The following is an 18,064-nucleotide window of genomic DNA, read 5'->3' on the forward strand; positions in this document are numbered from 1 at the left end:
GCCTAGGTACTGCGAAGCGAGTCCTAGAGATTTTGTATTACTTTTCTGGGTATTTCTTCACTGAAACCCCAGGCTTAATTTTAGGTAGGATTGTTCGATGGTATATGATTTAATCACTCATAATGCATGGTTGATGTATCTTTTAATTGCGTTACTTTCACTTGCTGTAGGCAGCTTGCTTAACGTGATTATATACCGCTTGCCTATAATGCTCGAAATTGAATGGAAGCAACAATATAACGAGTTAATAGGTGTTGAAGGAGACAAACAAGAAAAGATTAATTTATTTTTTCCCAGATCATTTTGCCCTTCTTGTAAAGCAATGGTTAAAGCATGGCAAAACATTCCTATTTTAAGTTACATTTTTTTACGTAGGCGTTGCTATCAATGCAAAAGTCCCATTCCAATCCGTTATCCTTTAATTGAATTAAGTACCATGCTTCTCTCCATATATGCAAGTTGGCATTTTGGATTTACTATACAATTGCTTTTTGCATTAATAGCCATATGGATTTTAATTTGTTTAATTTTTATTGACTTAGATCATCAACTATTACCCGATTGCCTTACCTTAAGCTTATTGTGGTTAGGATTAATTGCCAATACTGCAAACCTGTTTACACCTCTACCCCAAGCAGTACTGAGTGCGACAGCAGCATATATTGGAATGTGGCTATTTATAAAACTATTCTATTTATTTACTGGTAAAATAGGCATGGGGAATGGTGATTTTAAATTATTTGCTGCATTTGGTGCTTGGTTAGGCTGGATATACTTACCTTTAATTCTACTTCTTTCCTCAATTAGTGGTACAATTATTGGCCTATTATATTTGTATTCAAAAGGTAAAACAAAAGAAACAGCTATTCCCTTTGGTCCTTTTCTATGCATAAGTGGATTAATATGTTTATTTTGGGGAAAATATATAGTTAGCTGGTATTTACATTTTTGGATGTAAAATGACTGAGAGGAGTCATTAATGCCTTATCAAGTTATTCTGTTTGATTTAGATGATACTTTAATCGATTTTTCTTATTCTGAACGAATGGGATTAATAAGTATTTATAATCAATTTTATACATCGGTGGAATACACTGTTTTTGAACATTTATATAAAGAAATCAATACACTGCTGTGGCAACAAGTGGGTAACTCTCTTAGCTCCAGTGAAGTGAGATTATTGCGCTTTACACATCTAAACCAAAAACTTCCATGCCCCACACCCATCGAAGAAATAGCCAGTGAATATGAAAAAAGCCTTTGCGCACATGCATGTTGGCTGCCTCATGTAAAAGCAGCTATTGAGTTTTTACATCAAAAAGACCATTTTTTAGGGATTATTACAAATGGCTTTACGGAAACACAAGAGCAAAAGCACCAACAACTTGAGTTATCTAATTGGTTTGATTGTTATATTATTTCTAGCGAAATCGGTGTCGCAAAACCTAATATAAAAATTTTTGAAATTGCGGTAGCAGAAATTATTAGCAAGCGACAGCATTGCATTGAAAAACATTCCATGTTAATGGTTGGCGATTCAATAATAAGTGATGGCCATGGAGCAAAAAATTTCGGAATTGATTTCTGTTTTATCAATAATCAGTCATTAGATGTTTTACCTTCAGAACTTCCTATCAAATACAATATTAACTCTGTTGCACATTTACCCATTTGTATAGGCTATAAAGCCGAATATGAGAATTTTTTAGAAGCATATCAGTCGATGACGGCATAATCCATGAAGCTTAATGAAATAACTATTAAAGGATTAATATGGATATTAACTTGACAGTTTTTGCTGCACCTATTTTCTTAATTTTAATAGGCATTGAAGTGCTCGTCGCTTATTATAGAAAGAGCAACGAATTCCAATTCAATGATTCTATAAATAATTTAAGTAGTGGAATTTTGGAAGAAATTGCATCATTACCTGTTAGAGGTCTAATTATTTTTAGCTACTATTATTTATACGAACACCATGCATATTTCCATATTAATTCCCATTCACTTATCGCCTGGTTCATGCTCTGGTTGGGCGTTGATTTCTGCTATTATTGGTTTCATCGTACAAGCCACCGATGTAATTTTTTTTGGATAGGTCATTCCGTTCATCACCAAAGCGAATATTACAATTTAACTGTTGCTTTACGTCAAGGCTATTTCCAAACCTTAACATCCTGGGTTTTTTATCTACCTTTGGCCTTAATTGGTTTTCCTACTTCTATGTTTGTTACGGTGTCTTCCTTAAATACTATTTATCAATTTTGGATTCATACTCAATCTATAAAAAAAATGGGATGGTTTGAAAAAATATTTAATACACCCTCTCACCACCGAGTACATCATGGCAAAAACCCACAATATATAGATAAAAATTATGCGGGAAGCTTGATTATTTGGGATAAGTTGTTTGGAACCTTCGAGCCTGAAAATACTCCTGCTGAATATGGTGTTACTGAACCGTTAGACTCATGGAATCCTTTTTATGCCAATGTCAAAGTCATCAAAGATGTTTTATATTATGGTAAGGGTTTAAAAAATAAGTTGGATGTCGTTCGCGCTCTTTTTATGCCTCCCGAGTGGATTCTTCATCGTTTAAAACAACAATCCTCCACAATTCCAAAAAAAATTGCTTTTCAGAAAAGCAATCAATCACCTCGATTATACATGCTTATAAATATTTCATTTGCGATTATTTTATATGGATATTTATCTTTTGTTTTTAATCCACATGCAACAATCCCATGGTTAATTGGAATATTAATCTTATCCACCCTTTATGCACTTGGAGCACTAGCCAATGGCAAAAAAATCCTTACAATAGAATTTTCACGAGCGACACTCATCATTTTTATTTTAATTTTACTCAAGAAAAATCTATTTTTTTCATTGGGATTAGGAACATTATTTTTCTTGATGAATCAACTATTAGTTCATTTTAAATTTTGCAAAAATGAACCTAAAATCAACTCAATATCCACCTAGGGTATAGTTAAGTAATAATCAGCCTCTAGAGGGGGTATTAGTAATTTACTCTGCTCCCGTATGTTCTGTGCTTATGCATGAAAGACGTTGGGTACTTGTCAACAGTCCTGCTTCTCTGCCTAAGACTTTAGATTACACAAGCGGATTTTTAAGCACAGCCGGAGGAGGTGGTGCTTCTGGATAAAAGAAGTAGGTAATAAGTAATATCAAAAAAACAATTGAAGAAATATAAAAGACCATTTTTGCATAACGTATCACTGTTGGATCGGTTCCTTTATATCCCAAATATCCCGAACCAATAGCGATCATTAAAAAAATAAAAACTCCTGTTAACATTTTATCATTCCTTCTTCTCAAAGTTTAAGAGCGCTCTCTACTTTATTTAAACAAAGTATTATTTTTATAAATATAGTTGATTTTCAGGAAATTTCTATTAACAAATCATGAGGATAATGAGCTTTGATGGGATTATTCTGCCTATTATGGTTTTATATACTATACTTAAAACAGTAATGAAACTATTTCTTTACCATTCCCCGCAATCAATTGCGGTTTAAAATTAGAAACACTCGCAGCCCAATAAATGCGCGTATTACTCAAAACTAGAACAACGATTATTTTGGGGAGATCTTATGATAGTTGGAGAGTACTGTAACAGGGATGTAGTAGTCATCAATTGTAATGAATCAGTAAAGAATGCTGCAGAACTCATGCGCCATCACCACGTCGGTGATTTAGTTTTGCTTGATGAACAAAAAAATAAAAAAATTCCTATTGGTATTGTCACTGATCGTGACTTAGTTATTGAAGTCATGGCAGCTGGAATAGCACCCGAATCCCTACTCATTAAAGATATCGTCACTGAACCTTTTAGCAGTATCTTTGAAAATGACAACTTATTAGATGCTTTAGAATTAATGCATTCCAAAAGAATACGTCGTCTCCCTGTCGTTGATAATGACAAAACACTCATAGGAATTATTACTCTAGATGATTTTATTGAAATTCTAACTGAAAATATGGCTAAAGTAGTTGATGTCATTAAGCTTCAACAACAAAAAGAGGCCAAACAAAGAACCTAGCTTTAACAACCCCATACAATATGATTGTATGTGAGATAAGGAGTTATATAAATGAACAATTCAGTACATTTTCCTATACAAATAGTATTTAATAATTTGAAGCACTCTCTAGCCATTGAGAGTAGTGCATATAAACATGCCCAAAAACTAGGAAAATACTTTGACCGTATTTTGAGTTGCAAAGTAAGTATTGAAACACATCGTCATCATAATAAAGGAAAAATCTATCATATTCGTGTTGATCTTATTGTGCCAGGTGCAGAATTAGTAGCCAACCGCGACCTACCTGAAAATCATGCCCATGAAGATGTCTATGTTGCAATAAGAGATGCATTTCTTGCTATGACACGCCAACTAAAAAAATATGTTCATAAGCAACGAGGAGAAGTGAAACATCATGAATCTCCACCTGAGGGGCGTATTCGTGAAATTGCTCCTGTAGCTGATTATGGCTTTATCGAAACCGTTGATGGCAGAAGGCTTCGTTTTACGAGCAAAAGTGTAATTGATTATGATTTCGAGAAATTAGAAATAGGTTTTCGAGTATCATTTATTGAGGCAATGAGTAATGATGGTCCCGCAGCAAGTACTGTCTATGTTAAGTAATCTATATTTTAGTGATGAAAAAGACTTTAAGTTTTTTTCATCACTCCATAGTCTTAAAACTATTGCCCTTAATTGAAATTCTTAAAATAAGATCATCAAAACTTAATCCATGGGCCATATTAATCTAATTGAACAAATACCATCCAATTAAATATTTTGATTTCTCATATGAATTTTTAAATAATTTATTATTTTCATGAGGTTAGTTGGCTGAATTTGAAAGTCATCTGGGATTTTGGAAATATAAATCAAAAACAAACGAGCAACTTAGATTGGAAAATATAAAGCGCTCACTTTATTAATTAGCATGAGTTAATTAATGCCTTCTTTTAATAAAATGTCACAATGATATGATAGCTCAATTTTTTAATCCAATAAGGTTTCTTCATGGATAAAAATTTTGATGCAATTTATGTAACTAAGCCCGAGTTTCTTTCTGTACTTTGTGAAGAATTAAATAATGTTTTATTTACTTGTGACAATTTGGTTTTTTCAGTTCAAAAAAAAACTGATGTTTGCTTTGCGCAAGATATTTGGTTAGAACCAAAAACTGCAACATTTCAGTCCATTTCAGAGGCAGCAAAAATCCTTCGCCAAACGGGAAAATTTTGGTACTTGCATCCTATTTCCCATATACGACGATCGCGACTCATTGAAGAACAACTACGCCAATCCCCTGCCCTTGCTCGTCATTTTCCTATTGAAGAAACAATACCATCTATAGGTGCCTTTAGTTTATTAGATAAAAATACATTGATATATAGTGCAAAAAGACTTAAAAAGTGGCCTCAAGGAAAGTGCTATTTTATTGAGGATAAAATTAATCCGCCTAACCGTGCTTACTTAAAATTATGGGAGGCTCTCACTTTGTTAGGAAAATATCCAAAACCAGGGGATGAAGTTTTAGATTTAGGGGCTTCACCTGGGGGATGGACATATGTCATGCAATCATTAGGGGGCTATGTGACTGCTGTAGATAAAGCGCCTCTTGCTCCTAAAATTACACAGCGGCCACATATCAACTATTTACAACAAAGTGCTTTTGCCATAGATCCAATGCAATTAGATCAAAATTATGATTGGGTCTTGTCAGACGTGGCTTGTTACCCTGATCGCGCTTATACACTCATCATGAAATGGATAGAGTCAGAAAAGGCAAAACAAATGATTTTTACTATAAAATTACAAGGAAAAATAGATCTATCTACAATCCAACAGTTTCAAATGATACCTAACTCCTATATTACCAATATGTTTTATAATAAACATGAAGCTACTTTTTTTTATCCTTTTAAACCAATAGAAACTATTTAGAACTCGAAATACAGTAACTATTCGCCCCAAATTTATATTTGGTATCTCTTACATGAACACAAGATTCGCAAAAAGCATCTCATACTGATGCATGCGCTAATAGGACCACGTTAAAGAAAAACTTAGAAAAATATCAACACCTATAAAAATAACCAAAATCTGCATCTTTAAGTAATTATAAAAATAATGTTAATCTATTTTAATTGTAACTTTCCAAAATCAAATTTATTCTAACTCTATTCCAAGGACGAAAGACATGGACTTAAAACTTAAAGATAAAACTGTATTGGTAACTGGATCTACTGCTGGAATCGGCTTAGCCATTGCACAAACATTAGCTCATGAAGGTGCTACTGTGGTTATTAATGGTCGTTCGAAAGAGCGCGTAACACAAGCAATTCAGAAAATTCTTACAACTCATCCTGATGCAAAATTAATTGCATCACCGGCTGATCTGAGTCAGAAAAAAGAAGTGGATGCGTTAATTCAGCAAATACCTACAGTAGACATACTGGTTAATAACGTGGGTATTTATAATACAAAACCTTTTGTTGATATTACTGATGAAGAGTGGTTACACATATTTGATGTCAATGTAATGAGTGGGGTACGTTTAAGCCGCCATTATCTTGTCTCCATGCTCCAAAAAAATTGGGGAAGGATTATTTTTATTTCAAGTGAATCTGGTCTACAAATTCCTGCGGAAATGGTGCATTATGGCATGAGTAAAACAGCTCAGATTGCCATTGCACGTGGAATGGCAGAAATAACAGCAGGCACTAATGTTACTGTAAACTCTGTACTCCCTGGTCCGACGAGTAGTGAAGGTGTTAGTCAATTTGTCACAAGTATTGGAAAAGAGCAAAATAAATCACCTCGAGAAATTGAGGACGAGTTTTTCAAAACAGTCAGACCCTCTTCATTACTCAAACGATTTACATCACCCGAAGAAATCGCCAATATGGTTGCCTTCCTATGTAGTCCGTTATCTTCTGCAACTAATGGCGCTTCCGTTCGCGTCGATGGTGGTGTTATTCGTTCAATTGCGTAAACATAACCGGTTATATTCAAAAAGTAATTTTATTAATACAGATTGAGTTATCTGGTACTCAATCTGTAAAACATAAAATATTTATTTTTAACAAGTCGTTTATTCTTCTTTGCTAATTTCTTCAATGGCTTTCAACGAATCAGGAGAAAGCTCAAATGAATCTATACTCAAATCTTCTTGCATGTGATACTGAGAACTTGTACCAGTGAGTGGTAATATTCCTAGTTGCAGAGCAAAACGAAAAATAATTTGCGCTACTGTTTTATGATATTGTTGAGCAAGCTTTTGTAATCTATCAGTGAGCAAATAGGATTGATTTGCAGTAAGCAAGGAAAATGCCTGATAAATTATCCCATGTTTTTCACAAAACAAACGAATGGGTAAATCCCATTGAGTATTGGCAAAGCATCGATTTTGTACAAATGACGGTTTAACAGTAGCATGCTTATAAAGCGCTTCAAGTTGGGCCAAATTAACATTCGAAATACCTAATAACCTGACTGTTCCTTCATGGAATAAACCCTCCATTGCGCGCCAAATCTCTAAATCATCTTGAACTAGCTCTGAATAATAAGATAGGCCATGGAGAATGTAGGAATCAATATAATCAGTCTGCAAATGTTTTAACGAGCTTACAACTGATTGGGTCACTTGAGTTTTATAGGAATCCCCTTCATCATATGGCTTACGATGATCTTGACTTGATACTGGGGTAAATTTTGTTTGTAAAAAGAGAGAAGTACGCTTTTTCCCACTAGTTTTTAAAAATTGTTGGATTCCAAGCCCGACGCCTTCTTCAAAATAATGTTTGCGTTGATTTGCAGTATCAATGCCAGTAAATCCATTTTGTAATGCTTGGTATGTAAGCTCTTGAGTCCTCTCTTCTTTCCAAGCAGTACCATATAAAAATGGTGGAATAATAATATCGTCCAATTTGTGTTTCCATGATTCAAGCATTATTTTTACCTTTACAATTGATAATGGGCAATATCCTTTATAGTATTCTTTAAAGAGAATAAATCAATGAAATTATTCCTCCTGCCAAATGAATAAATAAGGAGCAATTTATGAAAATTACTTTAATAGGACTTGGTAAAATGGGTTCCGTTTTAGCTGAACGCTTATTAGCAGCCAATTTTGATTTAATTGTATTTAATCGTACAAAAGAAAAAATGCTCCCTTTAATTGAAGCGGGTGCCAGAGGAGCGGAAACTTTAGAAGATGCTGTAAAAGAAGCTAAAATAATTATCACATGTCTTCTTGATGATCATGCTGTTTTAGAGACTACTCAAAACTTTGTTCATTATCTATCATCCCATGCCATACATGTGGGAACCTCAACCATATTGCCAGAAACTTCAAAAAAATTGTTTGATCTTCATCAACAACACGGAAGCACCTACATTGCAGCTAATGTATTAGGAGTTCCTAAAGCGGCTGCACGAGGTGAACTCACAACAATTGTTGCTGGTTCAGATGATGTAATTGAGCAATGCAAACCCATATTTGCATCATACTCAATAAAAGTCATTCCCGTAGGTACCCAACCTTTTCAAGCCAATGTTATCAAAATATGCATGAATTATTTCCTGGTCACTACCATAGAAACCATGGGCGAACTCTATACCTTTGCTGAAAAAAGCCAGGTGAATCCTTCCATTCTGAATACCCTATTTCATGCTGTATTTGCCCATCCAGCCTTCCAACTTTATGTTGATAAAATTAATCAGCGAGATTTTGATGACGTAAATTTTGATATAAAAGGAGGATTTAAAGACTTGAATTTGTTTCAACAAGCTTTTGCTAATGTAGGAGTTGCTCCTGAAATTGCAAATATCATCAAAGATAAGTTTATTATTGCTTTAGCACATCATATGGAACATAAAGATTGGAGTGCAATTACTGAAATCACACGATTACAAGCCAATCTATAATAAATTTAAAAACGCTGCTGTGAACTGAAAATACACATCAGCTCACAGAGCCATACTTAATTAAATCACTTTCACTTCAATTGATGGATTTAATTTTTCCTAAAAAACAGAAGAATTGGTTACTCTTATACTTTCTTGACTACTTGCATCTCTTTTGTCTTTGGTTGAAAGAGTAAATAGAGAAAAGTAGCGTGCTAATTTTTGTCTATTTAAAACATTATTTGAGCGAATTGCAGCATATCGTCCGTACTCCTCTATTTCTAAATCAGTCTTTTGACCACGTGAAACTGACTTATCAAATTTTCTATGAATATCATTACATACCGCGAGTAACTCATGAATTGTTTTCTCTGATGTCAAATCACTATCCTTTTTCTGACCCAAATACGTTTGCCCATATTGAGCTAAATAGCGCACGCCTTCATTTTCTTCGATTTTTTTGAAGCCACCATGAATTAAGGTTGCAAGACCCCGAGTAACTGGTTTTATAATCCAAGTCAACGGCGTAGTAATTAGTTCGATAGCACCTCTTACCATGTTAAACAGTCCATCGATTAACGACCACGCATTGAGAGTGCAAATACCAATTCCAGTTTTAATCAACCCAGTAAAAAAACTACCTATTGCAACCAAAGGTTGTTTAAAGTCTTGACCAATTTGATGGACACTTTTATAAGGTTTGAAATAATCAACAAACAATTTACCTATTTTTTTTGCAGTATGTTTTAGAGGTGTGAAACTCAATTGACCAAACTTAACAAGGGGATATTCACGATGAGGAAAGGGATTCCATTTAGGATTCACTGCCCTTGCTAGAGGATCGTGAGTGAAATGTTTAAAATAATCTTTAATTGCAGGTTCTAAATCATCATCATAATCAGCTACTGATGCAGTCTTTATAAATCGTACTGCACGCATCGCTTTCATGAAGCTTCTTACTCGCCAAAAGCTGTAATTACCTACTTCTTTAACTTTTTTAGGCGCAAAATCTTTTAAAAACCACGTTTGGTATTTATGAAGTAACTCATCCATTATATCAACATTGCGAAATGAATCTTTGATCGACAAAGTCATTGTCGTTAAAAATCGAGCACTTGCCTGCAAACCTGCATTTAAGCCTTTAAAATAGGATAAGCCAAGAGCTGAATCACCTTCTAAAATAACACGAGTTTTGCCATGACTATTAACAATCTGTTTCGCATGTGTGGCAGGAGCTTCATTCACACTAATACGTATTGATTCGTTATCAATTCTTTGTCCCATATTTGAAGTATCTTGAACTTTATATTGAAGATAGGATGTAATAAATGACTGAAGATGAGGAGGTAGCGTTGGAATCCCTGGTTGTATAGGTGCTGATGTTGAAAAAGGCTTTATAGGATTTTTGGAAGTTGCTTTTTGCAGTGCAAGAAAATCTTCCTTTGAAATCATCATCTGCATGGTTACAGGCGTTTTTCCATTTTCATAATGACCTACATACTCATTAGCAATCAGCCCTTTTCGAGCCATTTGCTGATAAAAGTCTTGAATTTGGATTCCAGATGCTTTTTCATCACCATCAATGTCAAAACGAAGCTGCAGAACATAATCAAACTCATGCTTTAGCTGATTTTTTTCAGAAAATAACGAGCGACTGACTACGCTATGCGTGCCATCTGCACCAATAATTAGACGCACATTAGGGTATTCATTCGTTAATTTTTCTTTGATAGTTTCTGCTTTGACTTCTTCTTCCGTCTGAATCTTAACGCCAATTTCTTGTGCTAATTGAGTCAAAATTTTTTGTAAAGTATTAGGGCGTGTTTTTAAAGTTTTCAAACGGTTAAAAATTTGCTAAAAAGGCTCCATAGTAAAAACGGAGTAACTGGATGTCACGATTTGTCATTGATGATGTGATGTGGAGCAAACTAGAACAATTATTGCCAGCCCCCAAAGGCCGTCATGGAGAAAATGATCGGTTATTTATCGAAGCAGTTTGCTGGATCATCAGAACTGGGGCGCCCTGGAGAGATTTACCCCCTGATTATGGAAAATGGCAAAGCGTTTATGGTCGTTATAATCGTTGGGTTAAAAATGGACATTTCAATGGAATACTTGAAATTTTAAAAAAAAGATGGCGATCACGAATGGCACATGATGGATGGTAGTGTTATTCGAGCACATCAACATGCGGCTGGCGCCCAAGGCGGTCAAGAGAAACAAGCGCTAGGCCGCAGCAAAGGGGGGTTTAGCTCAAAAATCCATGTAAAGGTTGATTCTTTTGGATTACCTTTGAGTTTTATTTTAACACCTGGACAAGACAGCGAGATTAAAACAGCAAAAGAATTGCTGGGTAATGAACTATCAGAGTATTTATTAGCCGATAAGGCCTATGATAGTAACGAATTCCGCGAAGAGTTAAAAAATAGAGGAACTACAGCAGTCATCCCATCTAAAAAGAATCGCATCATACCGATAGAACATGATACACATATATACAAAGAGCGTAATTACGTTGAGCGTTTTTTTAATCGAGTCAAAAACTTTAGGAGAATTGCTACACGTTATGATAAAACAGCGGCCATGTTTTTAGGAGCACTAACGCTAATAAGTATTATATTGTGGCTGAAACTTTAAAAACACGCCCTAGCTTTTTGGTGAAGTTTTTCTGATTTATTGTGAATGGATAATAACTCAGAGAATACTGCTTGTATTTTCAAGGAAACATCCGCTTTTACATTTTCGGAAAGTCCCAGTTGATTTAGAAGAGTAAGGGCTTGCTGTCTTTATTTTAAGTTGCCCAATAGCGGCACTTATCATGGCGTCATAAACATTCAAGTCGATGTGCTCGTCAAAGCATAATTTGCTTAATTCATCAATAGCATCAATAAATCTGCCGGGCAATCGGATCCTAAAATCTTTTTGTTCGGATAAAGCCTTTGTGGAAAAGTAATGTTCAATAGCTGCTAGATTATTCATGTAGTGCTTTAATTCAATTGTTTCTTCTTGGCTTAATTTATCCCAAAATTATGGATCTCAAGGAGGTTTTTGAGAGTGAACAAGCAAAAGCACTTATTCGAGAAGAACTGATTGATGATTTCCCGACGGCACGCGTTACTTCTTTAATTTTTAAATAGAGTTAATAGTTTTACGCCTTAAGTAAGTGCCATTCAAGTTAGACCCTGTTATGCTATTTACATGCATGATTGGCTAAAGTTACAGCATTTTGAGGATCATTCCAATCTTTTAACCAATTAACACTAAGCTGGCATATTGAACTTCCCTCGTTGGCGCTACCTAATTTTTTTCAATTCAGATAATTTATTTTTAGTGTAATGGATGCACCTAAATGTTAGGATGCTCGCAAAATGATTGTTTTTAGATCACAGTAATCAAAAAGAGCATTCCTATGTCCACACAAAAAATAGAATTATCATCTGCAAGCCGTACAAAAATTAATATTATTGAACGTACAATTCAAGAAGATCAAACTGCTGTAGCAACACAATGGTTGAACACGTTTAAACATAATGTAAAGGATAATGCAGCTACTCAGATTGCTAAACTTATGGTGGCTTCGATTGCACAAGGCGATTTTAAAACAAAATCTACTTTGGCTTCTCCTGATTTAAGTGCCCCACCTAATACGCTTTCTGTAATTGATTATGTATCTCATGCAAGCCGTATCGTTATTGACTACAAAAATTTAAATCCCGAACACTTAAAAGAATTTTTGGCATTCTTCCCTCAAGCAGGTCAAAAAGGCGTATTTGCTCGCTCAGCAACCCATGCTGTGATTAGAGAAGGGGCTAAAATTACTGAATTAAAGGGATTTATGCTCGGTGTAACCGGCCAATTACCCTCGTTTGTGAAAACTCCTTATGACTTTGGTGTCAATATTGCAATGGGTGGCGAAGGTCAAGTTAATTCTATTGGTAATACTATTTCAGATAATGGTTTTAGTGGGCATATCTATTTCCACCATTATGCTCCAGATTCCTTGCTTATGCTGGGGCTAGAGCAAAGTGCCCCTGCTGCATCGCTTTTGGATGCTATTTGGGGACATAAAAGTTCCGCGCATGGTGTGCAACAAGATAGTGATCAATTTGGGCAAGGACACTCATTGACAGGAGCCTCGGATACTTACACTGCTGCAGGTTCTTTATACTTTAGTGATCCGATCTATCAAGCAAAACTACTTGCTGAAACAGGTACCATGCCTCCTGATAAATACGGTGCTATGCAAGTAACCTTAACTGATGAAAATTGGAGCGAAATCAAACAGTTTCTTGGTGCTTTAGATACCAATCTAGAAACTCATCGTGAGGATTTGGTAGTCAATCAATTACTGACACCACCGAAAACAGCCATTGAAATACCCCAAAAGATTCAAAGCTATATTGCCATCGATTTTAAAGCCTATTTCAAAGGCATTGCCATACTACTCGAACAAGTCCCTGAGGAACAACGAACCGCTGTAAAAGAAAAAATGAAAGCGCTCCAAACCGAATTATTAATTAGCATACAAGGACTACAAGAAGGTCATCCTGAGCATTATAGACAATTCCAGCAGCAGATCGAAACGATATGTGCTCTTGATAATCTTCCTGAAAATTACACTAAGGCGGTTCAGCGTATCCAAGGTTTGTTCACCTTACAGCAACAACTTGATCCTACATTAAAAGAGACGTATATCAATATTTTGATTGAACAGCGTTGTAGCGAGTTGCTTGATGCCATTACCGGTCTGCAAGAAAAGGCAATGTTTTTGCGAGAATATTTTTCTTCAGAACATATCTCTCAAGAAAATGGAGTAGGAATATTTCTAAGTAATTTAGAAGAACTGTCTCAAAATGTGAATAAAATAAAACTTAGATTGGTCCCGGATGCTCAATCTACCAGTATAGATAAATATGAACTAGAGAATTCTAATCTAAATGATAGTATTATCAAGCAAAACAGCTTAGAGAGCAGTTGGTTAAAACTCTCCCCCTTGTCTTTAAAAAATTTAGCATTGTATCAGGATGAGATTCAAAAGTTTGAGCAGTTTCTAAAAGATACGCCTCGACTCGTTTCGGAAAGCTCCTTATCAAAAGCAATAAAGATTATTGATGATTATCGATGTATTATTCAAAAGCAAGAACAAGAATTAAGTGCGCTACAACTACGTTTTGAAACTCAAGTTCGAGAAGCAAACTTAAAAAATACTGAATTGGAACGTACCAAAAAAGACCTTTTCCAAATTAAAAACGAATTATCACTATTAGAACAGCAATTAAAAGAAGAACAACAAAAGGCATCCTCTACTATTGCCCATCATCTCAAAACCATTGACTCGCAAGGTTTAGAAAGCCAGAAAAAGATAGACGAGTTACGCTCACAAATTAGCACGGAAGCCAAACATCACGACAGAGTAGAAAAAGATCTTAGAAAGCAAATTAGTGCATTGGAACAAAAAGATAATGAATCAAAACACTTATTAGAAACACAAACTAATAAAATCAAGCAACAGCAACAACAGATTACTTTACTAAATAGCGAACTGGAAAGAATTGCTTTTGTGCAAAAGCAAACTGCCTTAGCGTTTGAGGATTTGAAATGGGAGTCCTCTGCAGAAAAAGAGCTTCTTCAAAAGAATCTTACTTTGCAAGTTGAAAAAACTAATGCTACTCAAGAAAGCCTAAATCAACTTCAAGAGAAGATGGAAATTGTTTGTCAGGAGAATGAGAGACTCTTTGTTGAAGCTCGTTCATTCACGTCAACTACTCAAAAACTCATTGAAAAGGTAGTGCATTTAGAACGACAATTGGAAAGTAAAACCCAAGAGGCTTTACAATTAGTATTACAAGTGGTTGAAGTGGAAAACAATTTGCTTCAAGCGAAAACTAAGCATGAATTAGACTTGAAGTCTTTCGATGATCAGAAGTCTGTATCATCACAGAAAATTCTCGAGTTAACTTGTCAAATTCAAGAAACAGATAAAGAGCACCAAGAGATTGTATCCGGATTAAAAAGCCAATTAAATCTAGAACAACAACGTCATAAGACACTTGAAATGCAATTGCTTACCAAAATGGAGCATTACAAATCTCAGCAGAGTAGTCTTTATGAAGCAAGTCAAAATCAAGTTTTAAAATTAAAAGAAGATCTGGTCAGATTAAGACAAGAAAATAAAAACTTGGTTTTACAAATTAAAGAGAAGAGCAAAGTACCGCAAAAAGAGCGGGAGATGCTTTACGAACAACTACGAGCACAACAAGAAAAAATAGTAAATGCCGAAGAATTATCAGCTCGCCTTAAAGGCACAGTGGAACAATTACAAACTGAGAATCAACTCTTACATTCAGAAATTCGAAAGCTAACGAATGCACTCCATTCAATGGAGTCGGAGCTGACCCAGTTAAAGATGAAATTGACTAATTCTGAGAAGTTGTCTGGCGAGGAACGAAAACATTTATTAGATGACGTGCAAATTAAAGAACGAAATCTAATCTCAGCAAAACAGCAATTCGAGGAGGTTAAAGCGACTTTAGGTAAAACCCAACAAAATAATGTTGCATTAAACGAAGAAAATCAATCCTTACGCTTAAAAGACAAGCAGCATCAAGAACATATTGCGAGATTAGAAATACGAATGCAGGAACTTCAGATTGAGAAATCTAACAACCTAACCCCAGCGATGAAGCAAGTTCTTATTGGCTTAGCTCCTGTTTTCATCCAACTTATTAATCTTGAAGGGCAAAGCCAATCGTTGTTGAAGCGTGGTCATATCCATGAATACACTTTGGCTGCAAAACTTGCTGTCAATATTAGAAAAGAAATCGATATTTACCTGACGCATGTCGATAAGCCCACCGAGGAAAATGCATTGGCTCAACTAAAAATCAATTGTGGCAAATATATTGAAAGAGTAACTCCTGATTTAGAAGTTCATCGAGGATGGAAACTGATCCTTGGTAATTTAGCTGCTTGTATCGTGGGCTTAGGTGTGGGCTATGCTATTGTTGGTATTATTAACAAATTAACAACAGGCCACTTCTTCTTTTTTAACCAGACGAAGAGTATGAAAGCAGTGAATGGATTACAATCAAGCTTGAATGGATTCGAGTCTGCTAATACTTTAGTACCTGTAAAGGCATAATAGGTAAGCATCGCAAGATGCACCGAAAGGCTGTGGCCCATCTTGGGAGAAAATATGGTCGTGTTGCAAAAACAGACATTGACTATAATAAGTAAATCCAAATGTTGGGGCTGTTCATGGACAAATATCAACCCAAGGACTTTAAATGGCGTCATTTTCACGGTGAAGTGATTATGCAATGTGTGCGTTGGTATTGTAAATACGGCATCAGCTACCGTGATTTGGAAGAAATGATGGCCGAACGGGGTCTAACTATCGATCATACAACGGTTTATCGCTGGGTTCAGCATTTCTGAGCTGAAAAAACGTCTTGACTGGTATAAAAAGCGTTATGCAAGCCGCTGGCACCTCGATGAGACGTACATCAAAGTGAAAGGAGAGTGGAAATATTTATATCGCGCCATTGATGAACGCGGGAATACAATTGATTTTTACCTTTCTCATCGTCGCAATGCCATTGCTGCCAAACGGTTCCTTAAAAAACTGATTAAAAGCAATCCAACCTGTGATGTCAGTGTCATCAATACCGATAAAAATCCAGCCTATAATCAGGCGATTAAAGAGCTAAAACAGGAAGGCAATTTGTCACCACATGTCAGCCATTTGCAAATAAAATACCGTAATAATCGGTTGGAAGCAGACCATGGTAAACTCAAACGATTAATCAATCCCGTTCGAGGTTTTTACTCCATGAAAACCGCTTATGCCACCATCAAGGGTTTTGAAATTATGCGCATGTTTAAGAAAGGGCAATTTGATATCTGGATGTATGGGAATCGCAATGAAGTGTCTTTTATCAATGAACTATTTGGTTTATACAGCTAATTTGAGTCTGAAATTTAATGCTTTGAACTTTTGAAATTATTTGCAACACGGCCATCTCTTGTTATAAACGTATCTATTCCTGATTCATCAATGTAAACCAACTTTTCAGGAAGATGATGTGCCAATTGAGCTAAATAATTTTTTCTTTTTTGCTCATCTCGCTCCGCATAGAGCCTAGTCTTTTTTTTCGTGTTATTTTCAGACGTTTCAATGCTCTCCATATCCCTGAAGGAGTAACACCAAAATGACTAGACAGTTCCTTTAAATGGGCATCAGGATGTGTTTCAATATACTTTTTCAGTGCCTCATCATCCACTTTATAAGGAGTATTAGTACGTTCTACTGGTGATATTACCCTGGCGTCTAAAAGTTATTGATTTTATGTGATATTCTATGTGCCTTTGAATTATTCAATTTATCTGAGATGAGTAACAGGGAATTATCATTAGAAGTATTATTAGAGTTACGTAAAAAAGTGGTCTATGCAGTAGTTGAGCAAGGCATAAAAAAAAACAAAAGCAGCCAAGCTATTCGGTTTTAGTCTGACCTCAGTGAGTAAGTATGTACGGGAGTTTAAACTGAATGGGGAGTCAAGTTTTTATTATAAAAAGCGTGGTGTAAAGGAGTCTGAACGGTGCTTTTTATCTGAAGTACAAATTAAAGAATTATTTAAAACGTTGCTCACCCAAACTCCTGATGAGCTTGGTCTTGATTACACCCTGTGGAACAGTAAAGCGATTTGCATCTACATTGAAAAAGCATTTAGTATAAGATATTCAGGTCGTGGATTGCGAGACCTTCTGAAGCGCTTAGGATTTTCATCTCAAAAGCCAATCAAGCAAGCGTATCAGCGAGATCCTGATAAAGTATCTCAATGGCTCAATGAAACCTATCCTGCAATCAAAGCAAGAGCGATGCGTGAAGGAGCCAGGATTTACTGGGCTGATGAAATGGGACTTCAATCCTGCGACAATCGTGGTAGAGCCTATGGTCTTGTGAATCAAACACCGGTTATAAAGAAAACTGGCAGTCGTTTTAAAGTCAATATGCTTGCAGCAATTAGGGGTCGTGTGGAAGAACCACCAAAAGTGTTAATTCTGAATTAGGCCGCCTTCCAAAAGTGTTTTTTTAGATGCTTCTCAATCGC

General features: G+C 35.6%; 17 protein-coding genes and 2 pseudogenes. 13 read left to right on the top strand and 6 right to left on the bottom strand.

What is annotated here, in order from left to right:
* Positions 1-97: 97 nt before the first annotated feature.
* From Lsan_RS13110 to Lsan_RS13120, 3 genes are read left to right on the top strand one after another with little or no spacing between them, the layout of a single operon-like run.
* Positions 98-958 (top strand): prepilin peptidase, encoded by an 861-nt coding sequence (locus Lsan_RS13110; protein WP_058514676.1) that lies wholly within the window; start codon positions 98-100, stop codon positions 956-958.
* A 21-nt stretch (positions 959-979) separates the two neighbouring features.
* Positions 980-1,735, top strand: coding sequence for an HAD-IA family hydrolase (locus Lsan_RS13115; protein ID WP_058514677.1), 756 nt, complete (start codon positions 980-982; stop codon positions 1,733-1,735).
* A 38-nt stretch (positions 1,736-1,773) separates the two neighbouring features.
* A complete protein-coding gene (locus Lsan_RS13120; RefSeq protein WP_058514678.1) occupies positions 1,774-2,985 on the top strand; it encodes a sterol desaturase family protein in 1,212 nt (403 codons plus the stop codon).
* Between the two features lie 132 nt (positions 2,986-3,117).
* Here the strand turns inward: Lsan_RS13120 and Lsan_RS13125 are convergent, their stop codons facing one another.
* Positions 3,118-3,321: a DUF1328 family protein gene (locus tag Lsan_RS13125; RefSeq protein WP_058514679.1), complete on the bottom strand. Its 204-nt coding sequence runs from the start codon at positions 3,319-3,321 to the stop codon at positions 3,118-3,120.
* Between the two features lie 296 nt (positions 3,322-3,617).
* On the opposite strand from Lsan_RS13125, the gene Lsan_RS13130 reads away from it, so the two are divergent.
* From Lsan_RS13130 to Lsan_RS13145, 4 genes are all read left to right on the top strand, one after another.
* Entirely contained in the window at positions 3,618-4,067 is a 450-nt protein-coding gene (locus Lsan_RS13130; RefSeq protein WP_058514680.1) for a CBS domain-containing protein, read from the top strand.
* A gap of 51 nt (positions 4,068-4,118) precedes the next feature.
* Positions 4,119-4,673: an HPF/RaiA family ribosome-associated protein gene (locus tag Lsan_RS13135; protein WP_058514681.1), complete on the top strand. Its 555-nt coding sequence runs from the start codon at positions 4,119-4,121 to the stop codon at positions 4,671-4,673.
* 387 nt (positions 4,674-5,060) lie between these two features.
* On the top strand, positions 5,061-5,987 hold the full coding sequence (locus Lsan_RS13140) for an SAM-dependent methyltransferase (RefSeq protein ID WP_058514682.1): 927 nt from the start codon (positions 5,061-5,063) through the stop codon (positions 5,985-5,987).
* Positions 5,988-6,243: 256 nt separating this feature from the next.
* A complete protein-coding gene (locus tag Lsan_RS13145; protein ID WP_058514683.1) occupies positions 6,244-7,038 on the top strand; it encodes an SDR family NAD(P)-dependent oxidoreductase in 795 nt (264 codons plus the stop codon).
* Positions 7,039-7,137: 99 nt separating this feature from the next.
* On the opposite strand, the gene Lsan_RS13150 is transcribed toward Lsan_RS13145, so the two are convergent.
* Positions 7,138-7,995, bottom strand: coding sequence for an aldo/keto reductase family protein (locus Lsan_RS13150; protein WP_058514684.1), 858 nt, complete (start codon positions 7,993-7,995; stop codon positions 7,138-7,140).
* A gap of 110 nt (positions 7,996-8,105) precedes the next feature.
* Here Lsan_RS13150 and Lsan_RS13155 point away from each other — a divergent pair, with 110 nt between their 5' ends.
* Positions 8,106-8,972, top strand: coding sequence for an NAD(P)-dependent oxidoreductase (locus Lsan_RS13155; RefSeq protein WP_058514685.1), 867 nt, complete (start codon positions 8,106-8,108; stop codon positions 8,970-8,972).
* A gap of 99 nt (positions 8,973-9,071) precedes the next feature.
* Here Lsan_RS13155 and Lsan_RS13160 read toward each other — a convergent pair whose 3' ends face one another.
* Positions 9,072-10,790 (bottom strand): hypothetical protein, encoded by a 1,719-nt coding sequence (locus Lsan_RS13160; RefSeq protein ID WP_237762131.1) that lies wholly within the window; start codon positions 10,788-10,790, stop codon positions 9,072-9,074.
* A gap of 50 nt (positions 10,791-10,840) precedes the next feature.
* On the opposite strand from Lsan_RS13160, the gene Lsan_RS13165 reads away from it, so the two are divergent.
* Complete coding sequence (locus tag Lsan_RS13165; RefSeq protein WP_058514686.1) at positions 10,841-11,119, top strand: IS5/IS1182 family transposase; 279 nt, start codon at positions 10,841-10,843, stop codon at positions 11,117-11,119.
* Positions 11,106-11,588, top strand: a complete 483-nt coding sequence (locus tag Lsan_RS13170; protein ID WP_058514687.1) for an IS5 family transposase — start codon at positions 11,106-11,108, stop codon at positions 11,586-11,588. The genes Lsan_RS13165 and Lsan_RS13170 overlap by 14 nt, the downstream gene beginning before the upstream one ends.
* A gap of 57 nt (positions 11,589-11,645) precedes the next feature.
* On the opposite strand, the gene Lsan_RS13175 is transcribed toward Lsan_RS13170, so the two are convergent.
* Complete coding sequence (locus tag Lsan_RS13175; protein WP_237762132.1) at positions 11,646-11,930, bottom strand: hypothetical protein; 285 nt, start codon at positions 11,928-11,930, stop codon at positions 11,646-11,648.
* Positions 11,931-12,360: 430 nt separating this feature from the next.
* On the opposite strand from Lsan_RS13175, the gene Lsan_RS13180 reads away from it, so the two are divergent.
* Entirely contained in the window at positions 12,361-16,092 is a 3,732-nt protein-coding gene (locus Lsan_RS13180) for a hypothetical protein (protein ID WP_058514688.1), read from the top strand.
* A 116-nt stretch (positions 16,093-16,208) separates the two neighbouring features.
* Positions 16,209-16,917 (top strand): annotated as a pseudogene (locus Lsan_RS21655) (IS6 family transposase).
* A gap of 14 nt (positions 16,918-16,931) precedes the next feature.
* On the opposite strand, the gene Lsan_RS22165 reads toward Lsan_RS21655, so the two are convergent.
* Together Lsan_RS22165 and Lsan_RS23580 are read right to left on the bottom strand one after the other, a co-directional pair.
* On the bottom strand, positions 16,932-17,138 hold the full coding sequence (locus tag Lsan_RS22165; protein ID WP_058514691.1) for a hypothetical protein: 207 nt from the start codon (positions 17,136-17,138) through the stop codon (positions 16,932-16,934).
* A complete protein-coding gene (locus Lsan_RS23580) occupies positions 17,048-17,233 on the bottom strand; it encodes an IS630 transposase-related protein (protein ID WP_162265610.1) in 186 nt (61 codons plus the stop codon). Before Lsan_RS23580 ends, Lsan_RS22165 begins: the two co-directional genes overlap by 91 nt.
* Before the next feature lie 205 nt (positions 17,234-17,438).
* Here Lsan_RS23580 and Lsan_RS13200 point away from each other — a divergent pair.
* Positions 17,439-18,023 (top strand): annotated as a pseudogene (locus tag Lsan_RS13200) (IS630 family transposase); the annotation flags it as partial.
* Positions 18,024-18,064 lie beyond the last annotated feature (41 nt).

Source organism: Legionella santicrucis, assembly GCF_001468135.1.
In the GTDB taxonomy this organism is placed as follows: Bacteria; Pseudomonadota; Gammaproteobacteria; order Legionellales; family Legionellaceae; genus Legionella; species Legionella santicrucis.

Excerpts from the sequence above, each read along its gene's own strand:
- Lsan_RS13130 (WP_058514680.1), top strand. The coding sequence starts at position 3,618 with ATGATAGTTGGAGAGTACTGTAACAGGGATGTAGTAGTCATCAATTGT.
- Lsan_RS13115 (WP_058514677.1), top strand. The coding sequence starts at position 980 with ATGCCTTATCAAGTTATTCTGTTTGATTTAGATGATACTTTAATCGAT.
- Lsan_RS13125 (WP_058514679.1), bottom strand. The coding sequence starts at position 3,321 with ATGTTAACAGGAGTTTTTATTTTTTTAATGATCGCTATTGGTTCGGGA.
- Lsan_RS13145 (WP_058514683.1), top strand. The coding sequence starts at position 6,244 with ATGGACTTAAAACTTAAAGATAAAACTGTATTGGTAACTGGATCTACT.
- Lsan_RS13135 (WP_058514681.1), top strand. The coding sequence starts at position 4,119 with ATGAACAATTCAGTACATTTTCCTATACAAATAGTATTTAATAATTTG.
- Lsan_RS13180 (WP_058514688.1), top strand. The coding sequence starts at position 12,361 with ATGTCCACACAAAAAATAGAATTATCATCTGCAAGCCGTACAAAAATT.
- Lsan_RS13150 (WP_058514684.1), bottom strand. The coding sequence starts at position 7,995 with ATGCTTGAATCATGGAAACACAAATTGGACGATATTATTATTCCACCA.
- Lsan_RS13140 (WP_058514682.1), top strand. The coding sequence starts at position 5,061 with ATGGATAAAAATTTTGATGCAATTTATGTAACTAAGCCCGAGTTTCTT.
- Lsan_RS22165 (WP_058514691.1), bottom strand. The coding sequence starts at position 17,138 with ATGGAGAGCATTGAAACGTCTGAAAATAACACGAAAAAAAAGACTAGG.
- Lsan_RS13155 (WP_058514685.1), top strand. The coding sequence starts at position 8,106 with ATGAAAATTACTTTAATAGGACTTGGTAAAATGGGTTCCGTTTTAGCT.
- Lsan_RS13170 (WP_058514687.1), top strand. The coding sequence starts at position 11,106 with ATGATGGATGGTAGTGTTATTCGAGCACATCAACATGCGGCTGGCGCC.
- Lsan_RS13120 (WP_058514678.1), top strand. The coding sequence starts at position 1,774 with ATGGATATTAACTTGACAGTTTTTGCTGCACCTATTTTCTTAATTTTA.
- Lsan_RS13165 (WP_058514686.1), top strand. The coding sequence starts at position 10,841 with ATGTCACGATTTGTCATTGATGATGTGATGTGGAGCAAACTAGAACAA.
- Lsan_RS13110 (WP_058514676.1), top strand. The coding sequence starts at position 98 with ATGGTATATGATTTAATCACTCATAATGCATGGTTGATGTATCTTTTA.
- Lsan_RS13175 (WP_237762132.1), bottom strand. The coding sequence starts at position 11,930 with ATGAATAATCTAGCAGCTATTGAACATTACTTTTCCACAAAGGCTTTA.